The 21,492-nt window shown below is 62.8% G+C and carries 21 protein-coding genes and 1 tRNA gene; 15 read left to right on the top strand and 7 right to left on the bottom strand.

The window, feature by feature from the left end; genetic code table 11:
- Positions 1–15: 15 nt before the first annotated feature.
- Positions 16–447: an antitoxin Xre/MbcA/ParS toxin-binding domain-containing protein gene (parS, locus tag PE061_RS00485; protein WP_271257292.1), complete on the top strand. Its 432-nt coding sequence runs from the start codon at positions 16–18 to the stop codon at positions 445–447.
- On the top strand, positions 444–881 hold the full coding sequence (locus PE061_RS00480; RefSeq protein WP_271257291.1) for an RES family NAD+ phosphorylase: 438 nt from the start codon (positions 444–446) through the stop codon (positions 879–881). Before parS ends, PE061_RS00480 begins: the two co-directional genes overlap by 4 nt.
- Here PE061_RS00480 and PE061_RS00475 read toward each other — a convergent pair.
- The 4 genes from PE061_RS00475 to PE061_RS00460 form a co-directional block, all read right to left on the bottom strand.
- Positions 858–1,298 (bottom strand): DUF1810 domain-containing protein, encoded by a 441-nt coding sequence (locus tag PE061_RS00475; RefSeq protein ID WP_271257290.1) that lies wholly within the window; start codon positions 1,296–1,298, stop codon positions 858–860. The genes PE061_RS00480 and PE061_RS00475 overlap by 24 nt on opposite strands.
- A 49-nt stretch (positions 1,299–1,347) precedes the next feature.
- Positions 1,348–1,845, bottom strand: a complete 498-nt coding sequence (locus PE061_RS00470) for a GNAT family N-acetyltransferase (protein ID WP_271257289.1) — start codon at positions 1,843–1,845, stop codon at positions 1,348–1,350.
- 4 nt (positions 1,846–1,849) lie between these two features.
- Positions 1,850–2,140 carry a DUF1778 domain-containing protein gene (locus tag PE061_RS00465; protein ID WP_271257288.1) on the bottom strand — a complete coding sequence of 97 codons (291 nt, stop codon included), beginning with the start codon at positions 2,138–2,140 and terminating at the stop codon, positions 1,850–1,852.
- 481 nt (positions 2,141–2,621) lie between these two features.
- Positions 2,622–3,071 carry a hypothetical protein gene (locus tag PE061_RS00460; protein WP_271257287.1) on the bottom strand — a complete coding sequence of 150 codons (450 nt, stop codon included), beginning with the start codon at positions 3,069–3,071 and terminating at the stop codon, positions 2,622–2,624.
- Between the two features lie 460 nt (positions 3,072–3,531).
- Here PE061_RS00460 and PE061_RS00455 point away from each other — a divergent pair, with 460 nt between their 5' ends.
- From PE061_RS00455 to PE061_RS00420, 8 genes are all read left to right on the top strand, one after another.
- On the top strand, positions 3,532–3,855 hold the full coding sequence (locus PE061_RS00455; protein WP_271257286.1) for a hypothetical protein: 324 nt from the start codon (positions 3,532–3,534) through the stop codon (positions 3,853–3,855).
- Positions 3,852–5,927 (top strand): type IV secretion system DNA-binding domain-containing protein, encoded by a 2,076-nt coding sequence (locus PE061_RS00450; RefSeq protein ID WP_271257285.1) that lies wholly within the window; start codon positions 3,852–3,854, stop codon positions 5,925–5,927. The genes PE061_RS00455 and PE061_RS00450 overlap by 4 nt, the downstream gene beginning before the upstream one ends.
- Complete coding sequence (gene mobF, locus PE061_RS00445; RefSeq protein ID WP_271257284.1) at positions 5,924–8,869, top strand: MobF family relaxase; 2,946 nt, start codon at positions 5,924–5,926, stop codon at positions 8,867–8,869. Before PE061_RS00450 ends, mobF begins: the two co-directional genes overlap by 4 nt.
- Positions 8,866–9,426: a restriction endonuclease gene (locus PE061_RS00440; protein ID WP_271257283.1), complete on the top strand. Its 561-nt coding sequence runs from the start codon at positions 8,866–8,868 to the stop codon at positions 9,424–9,426. The genes mobF and PE061_RS00440 overlap by 4 nt, the downstream gene beginning before the upstream one ends.
- On the top strand, positions 9,423–9,929 hold the full coding sequence (locus tag PE061_RS00435) for a lytic transglycosylase domain-containing protein (RefSeq protein WP_271257282.1): 507 nt from the start codon (positions 9,423–9,425) through the stop codon (positions 9,927–9,929). The genes PE061_RS00440 and PE061_RS00435 overlap by 4 nt, the downstream gene beginning before the upstream one ends.
- Positions 9,930–10,100: 171 nt before the next feature.
- On the top strand, positions 10,101–10,757 hold the full coding sequence (locus PE061_RS00430; RefSeq protein WP_271257281.1) for an FAD-binding protein: 657 nt from the start codon (positions 10,101–10,103) through the stop codon (positions 10,755–10,757).
- Positions 10,754–11,185 carry a GlcG/HbpS family heme-binding protein gene (locus PE061_RS00425; RefSeq protein ID WP_271257280.1) on the top strand — a complete coding sequence of 144 codons (432 nt, stop codon included), beginning with the start codon at positions 10,754–10,756 and terminating at the stop codon, positions 11,183–11,185. The genes PE061_RS00430 and PE061_RS00425 overlap by 4 nt, the downstream gene beginning before the upstream one ends.
- A 444-nt stretch (positions 11,186–11,629) precedes the next feature.
- Positions 11,630–11,842: a hypothetical protein gene (locus tag PE061_RS00420; RefSeq protein WP_271259267.1), complete on the top strand. Its 213-nt coding sequence runs from the start codon at positions 11,630–11,632 to the stop codon at positions 11,840–11,842.
- A 109-nt stretch (positions 11,843–11,951) separates the two neighbouring features.
- Here PE061_RS00420 and PE061_RS00415 read toward each other — a convergent pair whose 3' ends face one another.
- Positions 11,952–12,977, bottom strand: a complete 1,026-nt coding sequence (locus PE061_RS00415) for a GSU2403 family nucleotidyltransferase fold protein (RefSeq protein WP_271257279.1) — start codon at positions 12,975–12,977, stop codon at positions 11,952–11,954.
- 478 nt (positions 12,978–13,455) lie between these two features.
- Here PE061_RS00415 and istA point away from each other — a divergent pair, with 478 nt between their 5' ends.
- Both istA and istB read left to right on the top strand, forming a co-directional pair.
- A complete protein-coding gene (gene istA, locus PE061_RS00410; RefSeq protein WP_021238707.1) occupies positions 13,456–14,970 on the top strand; it encodes an IS21 family transposase in 1,515 nt (504 codons plus the stop codon).
- On the top strand, positions 14,957–15,685 hold the full coding sequence (gene istB / locus PE061_RS00405; RefSeq protein WP_031304487.1) for an IS21-like element helper ATPase IstB: 729 nt from the start codon (positions 14,957–14,959) through the stop codon (positions 15,683–15,685). The genes istA and istB overlap by 14 nt, the downstream gene beginning before the upstream one ends.
- A 115-nt stretch (positions 15,686–15,800) precedes the next feature.
- Here the strand turns inward: istB and PE061_RS00400 are convergent, their stop codons facing one another.
- Entirely contained in the window at positions 15,801–16,799 is a 999-nt protein-coding gene (locus PE061_RS00400) for a hypothetical protein (protein ID WP_271257278.1), read from the bottom strand.
- A gap of 215 nt (positions 16,800–17,014) precedes the next feature.
- Between PE061_RS00400 and PE061_RS00395 the strand changes: the two genes are divergently transcribed.
- Positions 17,015–17,145 (top strand) — tRNA-Ser (locus PE061_RS00395).
- On the opposite strand, the gene PE061_RS00390 is transcribed toward PE061_RS00395, so the two are convergent.
- A complete protein-coding gene (locus PE061_RS00390; RefSeq protein ID WP_271257277.1) occupies positions 17,105–17,284 on the bottom strand; it encodes a hypothetical protein in 180 nt (59 codons plus the stop codon). The two genes, PE061_RS00395 and PE061_RS00390, sit on opposite strands and share 41 nt — an antisense overlap.
- Before the next feature lie 474 nt (positions 17,285–17,758).
- On the opposite strand from PE061_RS00390, the gene PE061_RS00385 reads away from it, so the two are divergent.
- Together PE061_RS00385 and PE061_RS00380 are read left to right on the top strand one after the other, a co-directional pair.
- On the top strand, positions 17,759–19,225 hold the full coding sequence (locus PE061_RS00385) for an aldehyde dehydrogenase family protein (RefSeq protein WP_271257276.1): 1,467 nt from the start codon (positions 17,759–17,761) through the stop codon (positions 19,223–19,225).
- A 4-nt stretch (positions 19,226–19,229) separates the two neighbouring features.
- A complete protein-coding gene (locus PE061_RS00380; RefSeq protein ID WP_271257275.1) occupies positions 19,230–21,311 on the top strand; it encodes a PQQ-dependent dehydrogenase, methanol/ethanol family in 2,082 nt (693 codons plus the stop codon).
- The last annotated feature ends 181 nt before the right edge of the window (positions 21,312–21,492 follow it).

Genomic DNA, 21,492 nt, shown 5'->3' with positions numbered 1-21,492 from the left:
TTTGCGAGGTGAGACATGACGGCGCTGGCGCGTATCCAGGAACTGCTCGGAGGCGAGGCCGTAACGGGACCGTTGCACAACGAGCGCGACATCGTGCGCCTCATTCGGCGCGGCGTGCCGACGCAGGCGGTCGACCATTTCCTCGAAGCGGCCCGGCTTTCGTTCAACCTGCTCGGTCCCAAGGTCATCAACCTGCGCACCTTCAAGAGGCGCAAGCAGAATGCGCAGCCGCTCGAACAGGATGAATCCGACAGGTTGCTGCGCGTGGTCGGCATCGTCGTGGCGGCGGAGGAAGTCTTTGGAGACCGCGACAAGGCGCAAATCTGGTTGAATCGCGAGAACCGAGCGCTCGACGACGAAACCCCCCTGGCGATGGCCGACACCGATCGCGGTGCGCGCGCGGTGGAAGCTCTCCTGGGCCGGATCGAGCACGGCATCGCTGCGTGATCGTCTATCGGCTGTGCAAGGCAGCCCATATCGCGCTCGATGGTGAAGGCGCCCGCCTTTGGGGCGGGCGCTGGAATTCGGCGGGGCGGGCGATGGTCTATACGGCCGCAACGCCGAGTCTCGCGGTACTCGAGGTGCTGGTTCATCTCGATCTGCCTGCCGACTTGCTCCCCGACGACCTGCGCCTGCTCTCCATCGAACTCCCGGACGATGCCCCGATCCATCTGCTCGATACTGATCTCGCCGACGATTCCGCCTGTCTCGCCGAGGGCGATGCGTTTCTCGACGTCGGCGACGCGCTGGCGCTCCGGGTGCGGAGCGTCGTGGTCCCGCAGGAATGGAATATGCTGCTCAACGTCCGGCACGCCGACATGAGCCGCGTGAAGATCGTGGCGGACGAGCCGTTCCAGCTAGACCCGCGCCTCGTCGGATGACCGGAGCATTTCCAGCGTCGCCGGGTCCCGCTCGCCGCCGAACCAGCGGTCGATCGCGGCGGCGAACAGCGGATGGGGCTTCGCCGACTCGAACAGGGTGAGCGAGGAGCGGAGCTTCATCGCGTCCACCGCGCCGAACACGGCTTGCGCGTCGCTGCCGCTCAGGTCCTGCAGCGCCTCGACACACTCGCGGTAGCGCGGACCCAGCACCGGATGGTCGAGATAGGCCCGCGCCTCCTCGATCGACCGAACCCCGAAATGCTGCGCGGTCGGGCTGCGGCCGAGACCGGACAGCTGCGGAAAAATATACCAGATCCAGTGCGTGCGCTTGGTCCCGCGCCGAATCTCGCTGAGCGCCGTCTGGTAGGTGCGCGTCTGCGCTTCCACGAAGCGGTCGAGCGAATGGTCGTCAGCCATGTGAGATAGACGCTCCCTGCGCGGGGGCCGGCGGCGGCCGATACTGCATTCAGCCCTCCATCAGGCGTTTCAGATCCTTGATGAGCAGGAAGAGGTGCAAGGGGTCGCTCGGCGCCGCGATAAAATCAAAATGGCGGTAGAAAGACGATGCTTCGTCATCCTTCGCATGAACCGCCAGGGCGCGGAGGCCGCCGATGTCGGCGGCTTTCAGCGTACGAAGCATCGCATCTTTGAGAAGGCCCGAACCAAGACCTTTGCCGGCCCAGGCCGTCGATACGGCAAGGCGCGCCAGGACCATCAACGGGATCGGATGGTGCGCCATGCCTTTTCGCAGCCGATCGGGCGCGTCGTCAAAAGCGACCTCGCCGAACACCAGCGTGTAGAACCCGACGATGTCATCATCGAATAGCGCGACGTAAGTTTGCGAACTCCTGGAAAGCTGGCTTTGCAATGCATAACGGACCAGGAACCGATTGAGCGGTTCCTTTCCGCAATCGAAATCGTCGACGGGATGCTCCCGGCGCAGCTTTTCAATGCGAAGCGCCACCGCGCTACGGGTTCGTCTTCTGCTCGAAGACGCTCGGCGTTTCCATCAGGCGCTTGAGGCGAGGCAACGGGCGCGTCGGCGCATCAAGCGCAGCGATGAAAGCCTCCCACCGCTCGGCATTCAATCCGAATTGCCGCCGGTCGGGAAGAGCCTCCTGCGCACGTGCAAGCGCGCTCTCGAGCACGAACTCGCTCACCGAACGATGCATCGCCTTTGCCGCGGCGTGCAGCGTCCGCTTCGCCTCGGCGGTGAGGCGAAGATCGAGCTTTTCGGAACGAACCGTGGTAGCGGCCATGTCTATCTCCAATCCGAACCGCCTATACCATGGCAGGGCTCACTTGTCACGACATTGTCGGGCGCGAAGCTGGCCGGCCGGTTCTGCGTGTCGTTTTTCGGGAACGAGTGAACTGAGGCTCGAGAATGGTGGACCGGATCGAGAATTGTGTACTGAGTTCGGGAGTGTCTCAGTTCTGGGGTTCCGGCGCATCTTCAAGGCGCTCATCGGCCACCGATTCACTCATTCTCGAAAACCGACAGTTCGCAGTGTCGTTTTCCGAGATTTCGCGAACTGCGTCCAAAGATCGCGTACAAGCTCAAGGTTTCGCGGACTCGATTCGCAAACGCTGGATCGGGGTCGACGGGGTGGGCGTCGCCAACCCGGTCCATCAGCCTCGCGCTGCCGCAAGTTCGAACTTGAGCAAGCCCGAGAGCACGTGGATGGCCGCGTCGAACATAGCGATGAAACCGAACATCGGGCTCGCTGTCATTGGTCATCGTCAGTGTTCCGGGGCGGATGCCGCAAACCGTTCGATGGCCAGTTCAAATGTCGCGGGAAGATCGTCAAGTGGTTCGGGCTGCTTGTCGCCATAGCGTGAACGCCCGCATGTTGCTTCGAACAGGGCCTCCATGGCCTTGCGGACAAGGTCCGCCCACTGACTCTCGCGATTGAGCTGATCTTGCGGAAGGAGCGCCAGACGGTCCTCCAGCCTCTGCATCGCCTCGGCAAAGGTTTCGCCGGTCTCATAAGGAAGCCAGTCAGCGGAAAAGACGTATTCCGTCGCCGGGATCATATCGAGATCGCCATCGCCCGACAGATCGCGCACGGTGTCAACCTGGCTCGGCCATAGTCCTAGCGCAGCCCATACGCCTTTGCCGTAGCGGTCATCCCACGCCTGAAAGCAGAAGCCTTCTTCCGTCACCAGCCTGTTAATTCGATCAAAGTTCATATCGACGCCTCTTCATAACTGTCGGCACGGCGTTGAAGCCGATCAATCCCTGAGCAGATCGTGCCTCAATTTTCCTCCAATGTTGCAGGCGACTCAGTTCGCACAACCTTGGACATTTTCGGCCTGATTCACAAACCTTGGACGTTCTCGCGGAGGAGAAACCCTTCCAAAGACTCGAGTTTCAATTCTCACCGATTCACGTAACCTTGGAAACTGACACGCAGCCGGGACGGCCTGTGCCTGGGGCCGGTCCATTCTGAATGGTGGCTTTCCAAGGCCCCCAGTTCCTCGCCGACCAGCTCTTCAATTCCGGCAGGATCGACATTTGCGTTTGCCGCTGCGACGGCCACCTGGAATCGCGACCTGCGCGCATCCGCCGATTGCGACTTCGCAGAATTTTCGCTATATATGCAACCGCTTCATGTCCTCTTGCCCGACGGCTCTATCCCGGAGCTGCACATTGGCAAGACTGACCATTCGTCTCGATGACGTGGACTATGACCGGCTTGTCGCCGAAGCCGAGGCGGCGGGTAAGCCGACCGCCGCCTATGTCCGCGACGAACTGAAGCGTCTCGGCGGTGCCGATCCCTCCGGTTTCCACTCGCGCTTCGACGAACTTCACTCGACCGTCATCCAGGTGCTTGCGATCCTCGCAACCGATGTCGGCCGCCGCGCGCCCGATGTCCTCGCGCGGGGGATGGAGGACACCCGCCGTCTGCTACGTGAACGGGGACTGATCGACCCGGACGATGACCCCCAAACAGGAGACGGGCCGGAGCGATGAGCATCTTCCGCAACGACACGCTGGGATCGTGGACGCGGGGCGGGCAGGCGATCGTTCACAACGTCCGCATGACCACGCAGGTCTTCTTCCAGACCACCCTTGCCGGGCTCGCCATTTGGCTGATCGGGGCAGTCTGGTATGCGTTCGAGAAGTCCGACGAATACCAGCGCTTCGTGCTGATGAAGGTGGTCGAGGCCACCTTCAAGGCAGACGCCGCGCCGGGAACGAACGCCCCCGTGCTCTTCCGCACGCCGGTGGGCAAGGAGTACTGGACCTCGGCCGACTGGCTGCTGGAGTCCACGGTCGCCAGGGAGGCGCTCAAGAAACTCGAGGGTGATCTCATCAGCGGAGCGCTAATCGCAGGGCTGTTCGCGCTCGGCGCGCTCATTTTGGCCTGGTTCTATTTTACCCGGACGGGGAAGGGGCTCGGGTCCAACGAGTACCTGCGCGGGGCGCGTTTCGGCACGGCCGGACAGGTGCGCCGGGCGCTCTGGCGCGAGCGCAAGGGCAGCTTCGCGATCGGCGGGACCAATGTGCCGCACGCCTTCGAGCCGGAGCATGTGCTGATCTGCGGCGCACCCGGAACGGGCAAGACCAACATGATCGTCAAGATGCTCGCCGGCATCCGCAAGGCCGGCAAGCGCGCGATCGTCTATGATACCGCCGGCACCTTCGTCGAGAAGTTCTATCGGCCGGGGAAGGACATCCTGCTCAATCCCCTCGACGACCGCACCGCCGTCTGGTCGCCCTGGGTCGATGTGCCGCGCGACTATCACTACGACCAGATCGCGGAATCGACGATTCCGGACAAGACCGGCGATCCCTTCTGGAGCAAGGCGGCCAGGGGCACGCTCGTCGCCGTCATGCGCAAGCTCGCCGCGCAGGGCCGCACCTATGTATCGATCCTGCTCCGCACGGTGCTGCGCTCGACGCTCAAGGAACTCTCGGCGTTCTCGGCCGGCACCGATGCGGCGGCGTTCATCTCGATGGAGGGGGAGCGCACGTCGGCGGGTATCCAGGCCGAGCTTGCTTCGGTCATGCGCAGCTTCGCCTATCTCGACGACACCGAGGACGGGCTCTCGATCCGCGACTGGGTGACGACGGAAGGGGACGACAGCTGGCTCTTCATCACCGTCAAGGCCGACCAGCTTCCCTCGCTCCGTCCCCTCATCACGGTCTGGCTCGACATCGCGATCAGCGCGATCATGAGTCTGACGCCCGACCGCGAGCGGCGACTCTATTGCGTCGTCGACGAGCTTCCCTCACTTCAGAAGCTGCCGTCGCTCTCCGATTTCCTCGCCCGCGCCCGCAAATACGGCGGCTGCGGCATATTGGGATTCCAGTCCTATCCACAGCTCGAAGCCACCTACGGCATCCAGGATGCCGCGGCGATCACCGGCTATTGCTCGACATGGGTGGCGCTCAGGGCCAACGATACCCCAACGGCCAAGCATGTCAGCGAGAACCTCGGCCAGGTCGAACAAGTCGAGGCGAACGAGGGCATGAGCTACGGCGTCAACGACATGCGCGACGGGGTCAACCTCTCGCGCATCCAGGTGACACGGCCGCTCGTCATGCACACCGAGGTCACCAACCTGCCGAACCTCTCTGGCTATCTCAGGTTCGGGCGTGACCTTCCCGTCATCCGGTTCACGGACAGCTACAACCGGGCCCAGTCCATCGGTGCGACGTTTATTGAACGGACGCGTCCGCCGCTCCGGGTCGTGACGCCGCAAACGCCGCCGTCTCCGCCCGCTACACCCGGCGCTGCACCTGCGGCACCGGCAGCGGCGTCTGCCGCTGCATGCGGAAAGCCCACCGCTCGCAAGCGGCTGCAGAAGAAGGCGTCCGATGCCGGTGCGCCGGAGCTGCCGTTCGATCCGCCCGCACCTGTGGTCGGGGATGCGGAAGAGGGGGGCGGTGTGAACCGCGCCGAGACTCCTGCAAGCGATGGTGCCGATAGTCCTGAAGTGCCCGCCGTTCCCGTCGAGATCATCGGCAGGCGGTGGAACCAGCCCCTGCACCAGCACGGCCGCCCGGGCGGTAGCCGCAGACCCGCGAGGCCGGCATGATCCATCCGATCCGGCTTTCCGGCAAGCCCGGCAACATCGCCCGCTACTATACGATCGGCGACTATTACACCAAGGGCGCCGACGAGCATTCGGAGTGGGGCGGCAAGCTCGCGGCCGAACTCGGACTTGAGGGATCGGTTGACACCAAGACCTTCACCGCGCTCCTCGCGGGCAAGGTCGGCGACCAGGAACTCGGACGGCACCGCAAGGACGGCACGATCCAGCATCATCCGGGCTGGGATTTCGCGGTCAATGCCCCGAAGTCGGTGTCGATCATGGCGCTGGTCACGGGCGATGAGCGTATCATCGCGGCGCATGAAAAGGCGGTCGGCACGGCGCTCGCCTGGCTCGAGGACTATGCCCAGCTGCGCCGCCGTATGAACGGCGAGATCGTCCACGAGACGACCGCCCGCCTCGCCTATGCGCGCTTCACCGAATTTGCTTCGCGCGAACTCGACCCGCATCTCCATACCCATGTCGTCATCCTTAACATGACGAGACACGAGGGCGATGAGCAGATGGTCAGCCTCGAGACAAGGGCGATGTTCGCCGAGCAGATGGCGGGCGGGCAAATCTACCGCAACGACCTCGCATATACCCTGCGCGAACTCGGTTTCGAGATCGAGTTCGACCCGCGGCGGGGCCTGTTCGAGATGAAAGACATGCCGCGTGGCCTGATCACTGACATGTCGCAGCGCGCCGGACAGATCGAGGCCCATGCGAAGGAACATGGACTCGAAGGCCAGGCGGCGCGCATGGCCTCCTTTTACAAGACGCGCGGCCCCAAGCAGAAGGTGTCCCTGGACAGCCTCCGCGCGCAGTGGACGCAGCGCTCCGAAAAATATGCTGGGAAGCTTAATGACATCTGCGAGGCGGCAGACGAGCGTGGCGATCTGACCCTCGATACCGATCCCGCCGCAGCGCGGCGCGCGGCACTGTTCGGGCTTCGCCAGTCGGAGACGCGCGAGGCCGTCAACAACCTCGGGAAGCTGGTTCGCACCGGCCTTGCCAGCCATGTCGGCGAAGTGCGGCTTGCCGACATCCTGCCGCTGTTCGAAGAGCATGAAGACCGCCTCAAGCTGCTCAAGGTCCACCACCAGACGGGCGACCAGGTGCTGACGCGCGGCCGCACCTCGATCCGCACCGCACGGCTCGAGATCGCACTGTCCAGTCATCTCTCGCTCAGCCTCGGGGACACGGTGCCGCTTGCCGACCGGGACCGCATCCGCGCCGGCCTCGAAGGCTCGATCCTGAACGACGATCAGCGCCGCGTGCTGTCCGAACTCGCCATGTCGAACGATCGCATCATCGGCGTGCACGGCGTGGCCGGGTCGGGCAAGTCCACCCTGGTCAAGGAACTGAAGGACATCGCCGATCCCGGCTGGACGTTCATCGGGCTTGCGCCGACATCCTCCGCCACCGCCAAGCTCGGCAAGGACGCCGGCATCGAATCCCGGACCGTCGCCAGGCTGCTCGGCGGCGGCGGCCGCGACATCGACGACCGGCACGTTCTCGTCGTCGACGAGGCGGGCCAGCTCGGCAACCGGCAGGCGCTCCGCCTGCTGCAGATCAGCCACGAGAGCGGCGCCCGGATCATGCTGCTCGGTGACAACAAGCAGACCGGGGCGATCGAGCAGGGCAAGGCCTACTGGCTGATGCAGCAACTCGGCCTTCCGACCAGCGAACTTGCCCAAACAGTGCGGCAGGAGACCGGCAAGATGAAGGCGGCGGTGGCCGCGGCGCGCAGCGGGGACTATGCCGCAAGCCTGCGCCATCTCGACAAGATCGTGAGCGGCGAAGGCGCGGACAAGCTTGCTGAGCAGCTGGTCGAGGAATGGACACGCCTTGGATCGAACTCGCGCGCCGCCACCAATATCCTCGTGCTCGACAATGCCACGCGGCTCGTCGTCAACACCCGGATCCGCGAGGTGCTGAAGCGCGAGGGCGCGGTCGCGGCCGAGGATGCACGGCTCCAGGTGCTCACGCCATCGGGTATGACCGACCAGGAAAAGCGGTTCGCGCGCTTCTATTCGGGCGGGCAGGTCGTGACCTTTGCCCGCGACGATGCCGGGTTCGGCATCGCCAGGGGCGCCGAATATCGCGTCGACGGCATCGAGCGCGATGCCCGAGGACGCCAGCTCGTGCGGCTGATCGACGAAAACGGCCGCACGATCCTCTGGAATCCGCGGGTCGGCAAGGCGAGCCAGGTCAATGTGTTCGTCGAGGAGAAGCGCGACCTTGCCGCCGGAGACCGCATCCAGTGGCGGTTGGCCACCCGGGATCTCGATCTCAAGAACGCCGAGCGCGGCACGGTCGTGCGGCTCGACGGGAATATCGCGACCATCCGCTGGGACCGGAAGGCGGGGCCGCAGACGGTCGACCTCTCGGTCTACAAGACCTGGGACCATGGCTATGCCGAGACCGTCTATTCGGCGCAGTCGAAAAGCTACGACCGCGTCTATCTGCTGGCGCCGGTGAACTCGGGGCTGGTCCACGGCCAGAACTACTATACCGCGATCACGCGTGCGAGGTTCGGCGTGAAGCTCTGGACCGAGGATGTGGAGCGTCTCATCGAAAAGCTCCTCCAGCACTCGGGCGAGAAGACCTCGTCGCTCGAAGGCCTTGGCCGGCTGGAACGCGACAGCGAACGGGCGCGCAGCGCGCGGCACGAGGAGCGGTTCGGCGTGGCCCGCGCCGACATGCTGCGCGCGCGGACCGAGCGGGCGGCGCGGAAGACGGAGCGCGAGCGCGGGTGGAACGAGGTGTTCCGCCCGCCGTCGCTTGCCGAGATGCTCGCGGGACGCGCGCGCGATGCGGCGGGCAATTTCGACACCTATCTGCGCGGCGTCCTCGCGGGCGCCGACCGGGGAGGCGCCGAGCAGGCGCAGCCTCCCGCTCAACCCCACGAACCGTCACCCGCTAACCAAGGACATGACCGATGACCGACATGATGCTGATCCTGGCGGCGATCCTTGTCGCTGCCGTTCTGCTCATCCAGCTTGCCCTTCGATTTCGCACGCCGGTCACCCATCGCTGGCGACGGCGACAGGCTTGCGTCATGTGCGATCAGCTGCAAGGACGCGATCGAGGGCAGCCGCGGTCGCTCATCTATGCGCGGCTGAGGGCCATGGATCCGCTCGCGTTCGAGGAACTGGTCATCGAGGCTTTCGCGCGGCGCGGCCACCGCGTCGTTCGCAGCAAGTGCTACAGCGGTGTCGACGGTGAGGTCGTGATGAGCGGGGAGCGTCTGCTCCTGCAGATGAAACGCTACCATAGCGCCGTGCGCCCCGAGCATGTCCACGCGTTCGCCAATGTCTGCGCGGCGCGCAAGGTACGTGGGCTGTTCATCCATGCAGGCCGCACCGGGAATACCAGCCGTGTCATCCTCTCCGAAACGCCGCATATCGTGATCGTCTCGGGCGAGTGGCTGGTCGACCTCCTTACCGGGGCGCCGTTCGCGCCGCGATGGGAGCGTCCGATGCGGAGGATCGGGGCATGATTTTGCGGCGGAACAAGTTCACCGTCATGCTCGCGTTGCTGTCTGCCGTGTTGGTGAGGGCCGGTCTGGCCGAGGCAAAGGCGGTGCGCGATCCGGCTGGCGAAAAGGAGGTCGCGCGCTGCATTCATAAGGCCTCGCAAGGCCGGGCGTGGCTCGAGCGGACCTTGTGGGGGCTGCGCGACCAGGAGGGCGGCTGGATCGGCGCCGCGGTCGAGAACACGAACGGCACGCACGATCTCGGCCCGCTCCAAGTGAACAGTTGGTGGGTGCCGAAGATTGCGGTGCTCGTCGAGCGGCCCGAAACGCATGTCCGTCACTGGCTGCAGCACGACGCATGTTTCAACGCTGAGGCGGCGCGTTGGATCTTCCTGTCGGGGCTCGCGGTCACCGGAGACTACTGGAAGGCAATCGGCGTCTATCATAGTCCGACGGCTTGGCGGCAACGGCGCTATGCCAAAGGTGTGGCATTGCACTTGCAACATCGCTTCGGGGCCGAGCTCTAAGCTGGACGTCTGACACGCACACAAAACCACCTAGACACGGAATACTTTGCTCCACGATCTTGGCGAACAGCACATGGTCGGCATCCATCCGATTTTATCTTCTCGTGAAAAACTGCTTTAATTCTTGATCGCCTACCGCATCAGTCATGCCTCGTCTATGAAGGCATGGCGATGACGATCAGGATGCCCGAACCCGACGAGGCGGTGCTTGCACGCCGCGGCGAAATCGTCGCCGCGCTGCGCGCCATCGTGCCCAGCGAAGGCGTCATCGACGATGTGGATGCGCTGTGCCCCTACGAGACCGATGTGCCCACCGCGGATCGCCCGCCGCCGATAGTTGTGGTTCTGCCGGAAACGACGGATCAGGTCTCCCGCATCCTCGAGTGGTGCGGCGCGAACGGCGTGAAGGTGGTGCCGTGCGGCTCGGGAACCTCGCTTTCGGGCGACGCGTTGCCGCTCGCCGACGCGGTGCTGCTCGGCCTCTCGCGCATGAACCGTGTGCTCGCGGTCGACCACGAGGACCGTGTCGCGGTGGTGCAGCCGGGCGTCACCAACCTCGCCATGACGCGAGCGGTGGAGGGCCGCGGCTTCTATTATGTGCCCGGCCTCTCCAGCCAGATCGCTTGCTCGATCGGCGGCAATATCGAGGAGAACTCGGGCAGCGCGCATTGCCTGAAATACAGCCTCACCGCCGGCAACGTCGGTTGTGCCGTCCAGATCGGCGGCGGCACCGGCGTTCCCGTCGTGCACACGGTCGAACTCGTCGACTGGGCGACCGGGGGCCTCGCGCCTCAAGCTCTCTCCCATCGTGAAAGGAACAACGCATGAGCCGCATTAGTCTCGATCAGGCACGAACCGTCATTGCCGCCGCGCTGATGCGCAGCAAAGAACTGGGGCTGAAACCGCTGAGTGTTGCGGTGCTCGACGCAGGCGGACACCTGATCGCGTTCGAACGGCAGGACGGCGCCTCGAACCTTCGCCCGCAGATCGCCGTAGGCAAGGCGTCGGGTGCACTGGCGCTCGGCGTTTCAAGCCGCAAGATCGGCGACATGGCAGCGGAGCGACCGACATTCGTCGCGGCGCTCGGCACAGTTTCGCAAGCAGGCATCATCCCGGCGGCGGGCGGCGTTCTCGTCGTTGACGACACCGGGCTTGTCATCGGCGCTGTCGGCATCACCGGTGATACTTCGGACAACGACGAAACATGCGCGTTGGCGGGCATCGCGGCGGCAAACCTAGGAACTCAAATCCCATAAAGTGATCTAAAAGTCACCAATTTCCAATTGAGATGGACTAACGGGTTATTCGCACGCACATCGCTCTCTAGACTCCCTTTTAAGTTTGAAGCGCAGCTGTGCCAGCGTCCCGTCCACCTGAGCGCCATTTTCTTGGAGCCACATCTCCGCAAACAGGTCACGGTTAAGGACATGGGTCACAGGATCCCTGGCAAGACGGACAAAGCTGCTGATTAACACTCGTGTCTCGGGCATCTCCATCTAGTCCTCGACTTAGACTGCAAGGTCACGCGGGCTGGCCATCACGATCGTCGTCAGCTTGTGAACTGGGGAGAGCGTGGCGGTATGGCTACAAGACTAGCGCGCGGGTCACTGTCCGTTGCAGTCGCGAAGCTGACCCGTCGCACATAGGAAACACGCCCGATTCCTGCTTCGAAGTGTTCTTAGGCCCGGATCAGAATGTTCATGGTAGCAGCACTTCCGCCGAGCGCATTTTCCTTGATGAGGAAGTACGTCGATGAAGAAGCAACGATTTTCCACGGAGCAGATTGTATCGGTATTGAAGCAGGTCGAGCTTGGCATGCTGATGACGGATTTGATCCGGTGCGTGGGCATTACCGAACAGGCGTTGACTTTCGGAAGCCCTCGCTCGCTTCTGATAGTATGTTCTTGCTGTGAGAGGCTTTTAAACAACTCATGCAAGTATTTCCTGCGTCCTGGCGACAGTGGCAACGCTGGTCGTGCGTTCGAGACGTCGGTACCACACAGCAGGGTTCCTAGCCTACCGTCACCGAATGTCTTGCATATACCGGGCAGCATCCGGAATGCGGGTAAGGCTTCGCTCGATGCGCTCCCGCCAGCGTGGGCCACGTTCAAGCGCGTTCTGACAGGCATTCTGAAGATCTTCCGGTCGATCTTCTGCGAGCACGGCGATCAGAAACTCCGCCTGCATAAGATCCTTTCTTGATTTGAAGCTGTCCGGCCCCTCCCGGCGCCGATCGGCGACGATCAGCTTGTGAATGGCGAAGCGCTCGGGCCGCGGTATCTTGACGAGAACGCCTTCGCGGTAGACCGCAGCGGCGTCAATGGGCTCTGCCAGGACGTAGTTGAGGTAATGAAGGGACTGTGCGCTTACGCCTAAGGCCGCGAGGTCACGGAGACTCTCTTCGGCGTCAAAAGACGGTGTCAGGAACTCGACAAGGGCAGCGCCACGGGACTGCTTCCAGCGCCAGGTCTTGTTATGGTCAAGGCCGGGGACAGGTGTGAAATCCAGATCGCTGAAGACGTCCACAAGGCTGGGTTCGACGGTGTCGCTGATTGCAAGTGAGAGCCTCTCAAAGCTTGCAATGTCGATGTCCTGTGTGCGCGTCGTCTGGTCGAACGAGAGTCGGAGGCCAAGCTCACCTTCGTAGAAGCGAAATGCAGTGGTGCCCACAAGAACACCGCCAAGGCGAAAGACGCCTGCCTTGCTCATTGCTGCAACGAGGCTACCTGAAAGATTATCCATGCCCAGGAGGCGCTCGCTCCTCAAAAGGCGAACGAGACGTGCCCGTTCGGCCCGACGCTCCTCTTGCTGAGCTTTCAGTTGTTCATGCCGTTCGATGCGCTGACGCAGCGCCTCATTGTCTTCTCCAAGATAGCGCTCCCTTGTGTCTGTGCCGATCCGGTAGCGGTCGTACCAATAGCGCCGTTCTCCCCGCACGCGCAGGGTTGGCGATCCGCGGATATCCGAGGCGGCATCGTCCAGCAGCAGGGACACCAATTCATGATAGGCTGTCTGTGCAGTCAAGGAATGGCGGCGAGGCTTGCTCATATTGCCACACACTATAATTTTCGTGTGGCAACTTGTCCAGCCATACCACGCAAAAAAATCTATGCGTGGTATGGCTGGACTATCTCGTCACCTTGATAATGTCGGTAGCTCAGCTGCGGTTGGGCCTTCAATATTCACCAACGGAACGACGGCTTTCGCTGCCAACTCGTCCAAACCCTCTGTAATCCATCTGGAATAGTGACGCTCGATCATGGCTACAGAAGTATCATGAAGCGCTGCCACCAACCGGATGGGAAGGCCGACCCGAATGCTCCTGACTATAGAACTATGACGTAGAGCATAGGGTACAATGTCTGGAATACCTGCTGTAGCGATGACTTTCTTCCACGGACGTGTTAATTCTGAGGATCAGCGTGCAATAGGCACCCCCTTCGTGGGGTGATCGGCGTGCAAAAAGGACCCCTTCATCCCGGGGATTTAGTCGGCCGACTGGTTTTGATCAGTTGGCGAGAACGGGATGTTGATCGTGGAGACAGTGGTTCGGATTCGGCGTGAGCATGCAGCGGGTAAGGCGATCAAGGCGATCGCTCGTGACCTTCGTTTGTCGCGGAAGGTCGTCCGCAAAGCGATCCGGTCGCCGGAGGCGGCGTTCAACTATCAGCGCAAAGTCCAGCCGCTGCCGCGGATCGGTCCTTATCAGGATCGTCTCGATGCGCTGCTTGAGGAGAACGAAGGTCGCGGCCGCCGCGATCGGCTACGGATGACGCGTATCCATGACCTGCTGGTGCGCGAGGGGTTCGATGGATCCTATGATGCGGTGCGCCGCTATGCGGCGCGCTGGCGTGCTGCGCGGCGGAAGGATGCTGGCGAAGGCGCACCGGCGTTCATCCCGATGACCTTCCAGCCGGGTGAGGCCTACCAGTTCGACTGGAGCCACGAGGATGTGGAGATCGCCGGCAAGCCGATGCGGGTGAAGGTGGCGCATATGCGTCTCTGCGACTCGCGCGCACCCTATGTCCGGGCCTATCCGCGCGAGGGCCAGGAGATGCTGTTCGATGCCCATGCCCGGGCGTTCGCGTTCTTCGGCGGTGTGCCGCGACGCGGTATCTACGATAATATGAAGACGGCGGTGACGGCCGTGTTCACCGGCAAGGAGCGTGTGTTCAACCGCCGCTTCCTGATCATGACCGATCATTACATGGTCGAGCCGACCGCCTGCTCGCCGGCGGCGGGATGGGAGAAGGGCCAGGTCGAGCAGCAGGTCCAGACGATCCGAGGCCGCTTCTTCCAGCCGCGACTCCGGTTCGCCAGCCTGGCCGAGCTCAACGGGTGGCTGGAGGCCGAGTGCCGGCGCTGGGCCGAGCATCATGCCCATCCCGAACGCGGGGATATTACCGTCGCCGAGGCGCTGGATATGGAGCGACCGGCCCTGCAGCCGATCCTGGCACCGTTCGACGGCTTCCATGAGAGCGAGCATGCCGTCACCGGCACCTGCCTCATCAGCTTCGATCGCAACCGCTACTCGGTCATGTCGACGGCCGCACGCCGGACCGTTCAGGTGCGCTCCTATGCCGATCGCATCGTCATACGCTGCGGCGATGCGATCGTCGGGGAGCATGAGCGCCACTTCGGTCGGAACCGCACGATATACGATCCCTGGCATTATCTGCCGGTCCTCGCGCACAAGCCCGGCGCGCTGCGTAACGGCGCACCGTTCCAGGACTGGGATCTGCCGCCCGCCCTGCACCGATTACGGCGAAGGCTCGGCACCGGGGACGAGGCCGATCGCAGGTTCGTGCGGGTCCTCTCGGCGGTGCTCACCGATGGCCTGGAGCCGGTAGAGGCTGCCGTGCGCGAAGCGTTGGCGAACGGAACGGCCAGCGACGAGCTGATCCTCAACATCCTCTCCCGGCGCCGCGAGCCGGCGACACCCCACAGCATCGTCACTTCGGAAGACCGGATGCTGCAGCATCCTCCGCTCGCCGACTGTGCCCGCTATGATCTGCTGCGAGGCTATGATGCAGCGGCATGATATGATCGACACGATGCGCGGCCTCGGACTCAAGGGCATGGCGGCGGCGTTCGACGAGGCGGTCACCACCGGCCTCCAGCGCAAGCGCACCACCATGGAGATACTGACCGACCTGCTCCGTGCTGAGGCGACCCACCGGGATGCAGCCTCCATCCGCTATCGGATGACGGCTGCGAGGCTGCCCGTGGTGAAGGACCTGGAGCGGTTCAGCTTCGAGGGCACACCGATCAATGAGGAGATGATCCGCTCCCTTCACGATGGCTCCTTCCTCCCGCCTCGCCGCAATATCGTGCTGGTCGGCGGCACGGGGACAGGCAAGACCCACCTCGCCATCGCGATCACCGCCAATGTCGTGCGAAGGGGCGCTCGCGCCCGCTACTTCAACACCGTCGATCTGGTGACACGCCTCGAAGAGGAGACCCGGATCGGCAAAGGCGGGACCCTGGCGGCGCAGCTGTCGCGGCTCGACCTGATCGTGCTCGACGAGCTCGGTTATCTGCCGTTCGCCCGCTCGGGAGGGCAGTTGCTGTTCCACCTCATCAGCAAGCTTTATGAGCGGACCAGCGTCATCATCACCACGAACCTCGCCTTCGGCGAATGGCCGACCGTGTTCGGCGATCCCAAGATGACCACGGCGCTGCTCGACCGCGTCACCCACCACTGCGATATCGTCGAGACGGGCAACGACAGCTGGCGCTTCAAAAACCGCAGCTGACAGCCACCTTCGGCGCCTTCAAAAATCTATCTTGCGCTGCGCGCGCCTCCGGTCGGGCTACGCCCGCCCTCCGCCGCACGCAGCGCAAGGCCATCTTCAACAAACCAGCATCATATTATCCGAAAAGGGGGTCCCTCTTCGACGCCGATCGGGGGTCCCTTTTGAACGCCGTTTGACATAATTCAGAGGCGCTGTTCCATGGACCGCGTTTATCGCGCTCCCACGTCATGGGGGCGGTTTGCACGTGACGCCAACGTTCGAGAAGCGGTTCGTTAGCGCTGCGTCCGGAAACCGCTGGAGCTAATGCCGTGAGAACATCCTCGCCGACTGGTATCCGCAAGTAAACGCAGGCTTTTCCGCGGCCTTTCCGGGATGGAGGCACAAGGAGACGTGATTGGTCAATCTGCACGTCACGAACAAACATGCGCCGTACTTGTGAAAAGCGTGCGCCTGTTGCCGCGAGTATGATTACCATGCGCGCAAGATCACCATCCTCATCAATCGAAGCGGCAGCCTCAATCAGTTTTCGGACCTGCTCGTCGGCCAGGATCTGGTTCTCCCGTGCTTCCGATTGGGCTTCACCGTCCTCGACCGCAGCACACTTGAGGCCATGCTTCACAGTGATTGGGAAGTCCGCAGGAAGAATACGACGATGCTGAATATAAGCCGCATTAAGCGCGGCCTTGAAGTCGTTTATGATTCGTCGGCGGCCAGATGCCTTCAAGTTTGGAAGGTGTTCCTGCCAATCTTGCAGCGCGACCTCTGTAAGGTCGACAAGATCAGTATTAGCAAGGTTGGCATCATTAAGCACATGTCGTTCCAGACGATGTGCATCTGATTTCCCTCGCGTCTCTGTTCTTGATTGATGTCGAGTATCTCGCTTTGCGATATAAGAATTAATGGCATCGCGTACACGGAGACTCGGCCTGATCTGATCCGCCTTTGCCTCGGCGGCAGGTTCCTTGGTCTCCTGGGCCGTAAACCATGCCATGGCTTTATCTACGGCTTGCTTCCAGTTGAGGATTTGTATCCCGTCTGCTTCCACCGTATCGTCGCTATCGCCTAGGCGATCCTTGACATACTTGTTTTGGGCGGCTTCCCAGAAACGCGTCACCCATTTCCCGCCACGGATTCCTTTGAAGTAACCGACATGGCGTCCTTCGCTGATGGCGCGCCAGTAGGGCTCTTCCCTCGGTCGTAACCGTGCTCGTGCAGCGCGGTCTTGTAGACGTGTTTCCGTAACATGACGAGTCATGGGCAGTTCCGGGGCGAATAAAATCGGGTAACAATCGGGTAATAAACCTACGTGGATTGGCGTGGATAGGCAAGGACATAAAGAAGATGGTGATAAATTTATCCTGTATTTATAATAATTTACAGATATCCACAGATGTCCAGAAAAAAAGTAGATTTGCCCTCTCACGGCGAAAACACGGGTTCGAGTCCCGTAGGGGTCACCATTAATCCATTGGAATCATTAATCTTTTTGATTTCCGTGACCAAAATCTGACCAAATTCGCCGAACAGGCTGTTCAGTTTGCTCGCCTCGCGGATCGCGTCAGCGTCGTCGAGCCACTTCGCATAGTGCTTGGGCAGCATCCGCTGCTCGGCGAGCGGTGCAGTTGGCTGCAGGTTGCGAATTCGAGATACCTACCGATTGGTTGGTTGTGTGTTGCGGGACGACGATGGCGTGTATTCGTGTGGGTGTGCGGCCACACGAATTTACCCTGAGCGCTACCATTTTGGATAATGACCTTCCAAGAGAATTTCTTTCAATATACTGATATATAAAGATAATATGGAAAAATTGTCCATATATATTTAACAACCATCCAGATGTTTGATAGCGTCGCTGAAAAGTTTGCACACTGATATAAACTCTTGACCGCGGTTATGGCTGCGATGTAAAAATCACCCAAGCAACGAAAACGGCTGGTTGATGAGCCGAAGGGGAGGCGGTCGTTCTTCGACCATTCGTGGGCTGTTTTCCCGGCACATCGTCTGCAGCGTGCGGCCGCATCGGCGGAGGGAGGGTGTCCAGTGGAGCCAGCGGGGGCGAATCCGGGGTCGCGGGTGGAGAGGTTCCTTGCCCGCCGGCATGATCTGCTGATCGACGGTGAGTGGCAGGCTTCGGCCTCGGGCGCACGCTATGACGCCCTGAATCCTGCGACCGGGATGCCGATCGCCAATGTCGCGCGATGTGATGGGGGCGATGTGGACCGCGCGGTGAACGCGGCGCGGCGGGCGTTCGAAAATCCCCGGTGGCGCGGCCTGTCGTCCGATGCGCGGGCGCGGCTCTTGTGGCGTTTCGCCGAGCTTCTCGAAGCCAATGCCGCCGAGCTCGTCGAACTCGAAGTGCTCAACAACGGAATGCCGAGGGCGTTTGCCGAGTGGGGCGTCGCGGCTTCGGCGTCCTGGCTGCGTCATTTTGCCGGGATGACGGGGCGAGCAATCGGTCGGAACGCTTCTGCTGCGGTATCCGGCGGAGGCGCGCATTTCCATGCATATACGGCGCTCGAGCCGGTCGGGGTCGTCGGCCTCATCATTCCGTGGAACGGGCCGATCGGGACCTTCGTCATAAAGGTGGCGCCGGCGCTTGCGGCAGGTTGCACATGCGTCGTCAAGGTTGCCGAGGACACGCCGCTCACGGCGCTGCGCCTTGGCAAGCTGGCACTGGAAGCGGGGGTCCCTGCGGGCGTACTCAATGTCGTGACCGGCTTCGGCGATGCGGGCGCTGCGCTCGTGGCGCACGAAGGCGTCGACAAGATTTCGTTCACGGGGTCCACCGAGACCGGCAAGAGCGTGCTTCGTTCGGCCGCGGACAGCGTCAAGCGCGTGACGCTGGAACTCGGCGGAAAATCGCCCTGCGTGGTTTTCGACGACGCCGATATGGAACAGGCCATTCCCGGCGCGGCGATGGCGATCTTCGCCAATACCGGACAGGTCTGCTTCGCCGGCTCGCGCCTCTATGTGCAGCGCGCCTCGTTCGACAGGGTCGTGGAAGGTGTCGCCCGGTTCGCGCGCTCCCTGAAGATCGGCAGCGGCCTCGACGCGGCAAACCAGATCGGGCCGCTGATCTCCGAAAAGCAGCGCAGGCGCGTTTGCGACTATATCGCGCTCGGCGAAGAGGAGGGCGGGCAGGTCGTTGCGGGCGGCAAGGCGCGCGAGGGGCAGGGATTCTTCGTGGAGCCCACGGTGTTCACGAATCTCTCTTCCAGTGCGCGTGTCGTCCGTGAAGAGATCTTCGGCCCGGTTGTTGTTGCGACTCCTTTCGACGATGTTGATGAAGTTATCGCACTCGCCAACGATACGCAGTACGGGCTCGGCGCCGGTATCTTTACATCTGGCCTTGCCAAGGCGCACAGCGTCGCCGCGCGGCTGCGCGCCGGAAACGTCTGGATCAATTGCTACGGCGTGATGAATCCCGCGATGCCGTTCGGCGGGTTCAAGCAATCCGGCATCGGCCGCGAAATGGGCGACGAGGGCTTCTCGGCCTTCCTCGAATCCAAGTCCGTGTACGTCAATCTGGGCGAGGCCTGACGCCGTGCGCGCCGCCGCTCTCGGCCTTGCCGCACTGCTCGTGCTTTCGGCCTGCGATCGCGAGGGGCCGGAGTCGTCCGGGATCGCGGACCCCGCGGGTTGGCCGTCGATCGGCGGGTCGCCGCTCGAACAGCATTACGCGCCCCTGTCGGACATAAACCGCGAGAGCGTCGGCAGGCTCGGCCTCGCGTGGTCGCTCGACCTCGATACCAGCCGCGGTCAGGAGGCGACGCCGTTCGTCGTCGACGGCACGCTCTACGCCACGACGGCGTGGAGCAAGGTGATCGCGGTCGATGCCGTCAGCGGGAAACTGAAATGGCAGCATGATCCGGAGGTCCCCGGCGAAACCGCGGTGAAGGCCTGCTGCGACGTGGTGAATCGCGGCGCGGCCTATTTCGACGGCAAGATCTATTCCGCGACGCTGGACGGCCGCCTGATCGCGCTCGACGCCCGGTCGGGCAAGCTGGTCTGGAGCGTTCAGACGCTGGACGGCGTCTGGCCCTATACGATCACGGGCGCACCGCGCATAGCGAGCGGCAAGGTGATCATCGGCAACGGCGGCGCCGACTACGGCGCGCGGGGCTATGTGACGGCCTATGACGCGCAGACCGGGAAGCAGGTGTGGCGCTTCTACACGGTGCCGGGCGATCCCGCGAAGGGACCGGACGGCTCGGTCTCCGACGAGGTCCTGAAAACGAAGGCGGTGCCCACGTGGTTCGGATCGTACTGGAAATACGGCGGCGGCGGCACGGTCTGGGATGCGATCGTTCACGATCCCGAACTGAACCAGCTCTACATCGGCGTCGGCAACGGTTCGCCGTGGAATCACAGGATCCGTTCGGACGGGCGGGGCGACAATCTCTTCCTCTCCTCCATCGTCGCGCTCGATCCGGACACCGGGAAATATCTCTGGCACTACCAGCAGAATCCCGGCGAGACCTGGGATTTCACGGCGACGCAGCCGATCATCCTGGCGGACCTGAAGATCGACGGACAGGACCGCAAGGTCCTGATGCAGGCGCCCAAGAACGGGTTTTTCTACGTCTTGGACCGGCATACCGGAAAGTTGATCTCTGCCAGAAATTTCGTGCCGACGACATGGGCGACCTCGATCGACCTCGAGACCGGCCGTCCGGTGGAAACGGCGAACGCGCGCTATCCCGATCCGGAGGTCGGGCTTCCGGGCAGCCCCGGCGCGCATAGCTGGCAGCCGATGGCGTACAGCCCGGATACCGGCCTCGTCTATATTCCGGCCCAGTCGATCCCGTTCCTCTATCTGGAGGACAAGCAGTTCCGCTTCCGCCCCGGAAGCTGGAATCTCGGTGTCGACATGAATGCCGCGCCCCTGCCGGATACGAAGGACGCGATCAAGGCCGCGCGGGATGCGCTGAGCGGCGCCCTCATCGCGTGGAATCCCGTCACGCAGACGATGGCGTGGAAGGTGGACCACCAACGCCCCGTCAACGGCGGCGTTCTCGCGACGGGCGGCGGGCTGGTCTTTCAGGGACAGTCGAGTGGGATTCTCTCCGCCTATGATGCCGCGAACGGCAAGGAGCTGTGGCGCTTCGATACCCAGTCGGGCGTCGTCGCGGCCCCGATGAGCTACACGATCGACGGCACGCAATATGTCGCCGTGCTCGCGGGATACGGCGGCGCGATGGCGCTTGCGCTGCCGAACTTCTACGAGCCGAGACCGCGCATCCCGGGGCGGCTCCTCGTCTTCAAACTGGACGGCAAGGCGGTGCTGCCGGAACTGCCGCCGGTCGGCTCTCCGAGCGTCACGCAGGAGACATGGTCGGCAGCCGCCGTCGAGCGCGGCCGGGTTCTCTACGCGGAGACCTGCGCGGCCTGTCACGCCGCCGGGGCGATGTCGGCGAACGTCGTACCCGATCTTCGGCGCAGCGGCGTGCTCCCGGACGCCGAGACGTGGCGCGCCATCGTTATCGACGGCGCCTTGTCGGGCGTCGGGATGGTCAGCTTCAAGGACAGGCTCTCGGCCGGGGATGCGGAACAGATCCGCGCCTATGTCCAGATGCAGGCGCGCAAGCTCGCCGACCGGGAAGGCGGCACAAACGATGCGCGATAGCCGGCCCGGAGATCGCGGCGAACGGATCAATCTCGAAACGGGAGGGGGAGAGGACCGACGTGTGTAGGGACGTTGGTACAGCGGACTTGATCAGAAAATCTCGTGAAACCGGAATCAAGACCAGGGGAGTGAGAAATGACGAATAATGAGACGGGTGTTTCAGGGAAGATTTGTCGGATTG

This window comes from Sphingosinicella microcystinivorans (genome assembly GCF_027941835.1).
Lineage (GTDB): Bacteria > Pseudomonadota > Alphaproteobacteria > Sphingomonadales > Sphingomonadaceae > Sphingosinicella.
The sequence above is the reverse complement of the archived record's forward strand: the minus strand, read 5'-3'. Positions and strand labels throughout refer to the sequence as shown.

Bases quoted from the DNA above. Each gene is read 5' to 3' on its own strand.
- parS (WP_271257292.1), top strand. From the start codon at position 16: ATGACGGCGCTGGCGCGTATCCAGGAACTGCTCGGAGGCGAGGCCGTA.
- PE061_RS00475 (WP_271257290.1), bottom strand. From the start codon at position 1,298: ATGGCTGACGACCATTCGCTCGACCGCTTCGTGGAAGCGCAGACGCGC.
- PE061_RS00465 (WP_271257288.1), bottom strand. From the start codon at position 2,140: ATGGCCGCTACCACGGTTCGTTCCGAAAAGCTCGATCTTCGCCTCACC.
- PE061_RS00460 (WP_271257287.1), bottom strand. From the start codon at position 3,071: ATGAACTTTGATCGAATTAACAGGCTGGTGACGGAAGAAGGCTTCTGC.
- PE061_RS00450 (WP_271257285.1), top strand. From the start codon at position 3,852: ATGAGCATCTTCCGCAACGACACGCTGGGATCGTGGACGCGGGGCGGG.
- mobF (WP_271257284.1), top strand. From the start codon at position 5,924: ATGATCCATCCGATCCGGCTTTCCGGCAAGCCCGGCAACATCGCCCGC.
- PE061_RS00440 (WP_271257283.1), top strand. From the start codon at position 8,866: ATGACCGACATGATGCTGATCCTGGCGGCGATCCTTGTCGCTGCCGTT.
- PE061_RS00435 (WP_271257282.1), top strand. From the start codon at position 9,423: ATGATTTTGCGGCGGAACAAGTTCACCGTCATGCTCGCGTTGCTGTCT.
- PE061_RS00430 (WP_271257281.1), top strand. From the start codon at position 10,101: ATGACGATCAGGATGCCCGAACCCGACGAGGCGGTGCTTGCACGCCGC.
- PE061_RS00425 (WP_271257280.1), top strand. From the start codon at position 10,754: ATGAGCCGCATTAGTCTCGATCAGGCACGAACCGTCATTGCCGCCGCG.
- PE061_RS00420 (WP_271259267.1), top strand. From the start codon at position 11,630: ATGGTAGCAGCACTTCCGCCGAGCGCATTTTCCTTGATGAGGAAGTAC.
- PE061_RS00415 (WP_271257279.1), bottom strand. From the start codon at position 12,977: ATGAGCAAGCCTCGCCGCCATTCCTTGACTGCACAGACAGCCTATCAT.
- istA (WP_021238707.1), top strand. From the start codon at position 13,456: ATGTTGATCGTGGAGACAGTGGTTCGGATTCGGCGTGAGCATGCAGCG.
- istB (WP_031304487.1), top strand. From the start codon at position 14,957: ATGCAGCGGCATGATATGATCGACACGATGCGCGGCCTCGGACTCAAG.
- PE061_RS00390 (WP_271257277.1), bottom strand. From the start codon at position 17,284: ATGCTGCCCAAGCACTATGCGAAGTGGCTCGACGACGCTGACGCGATC.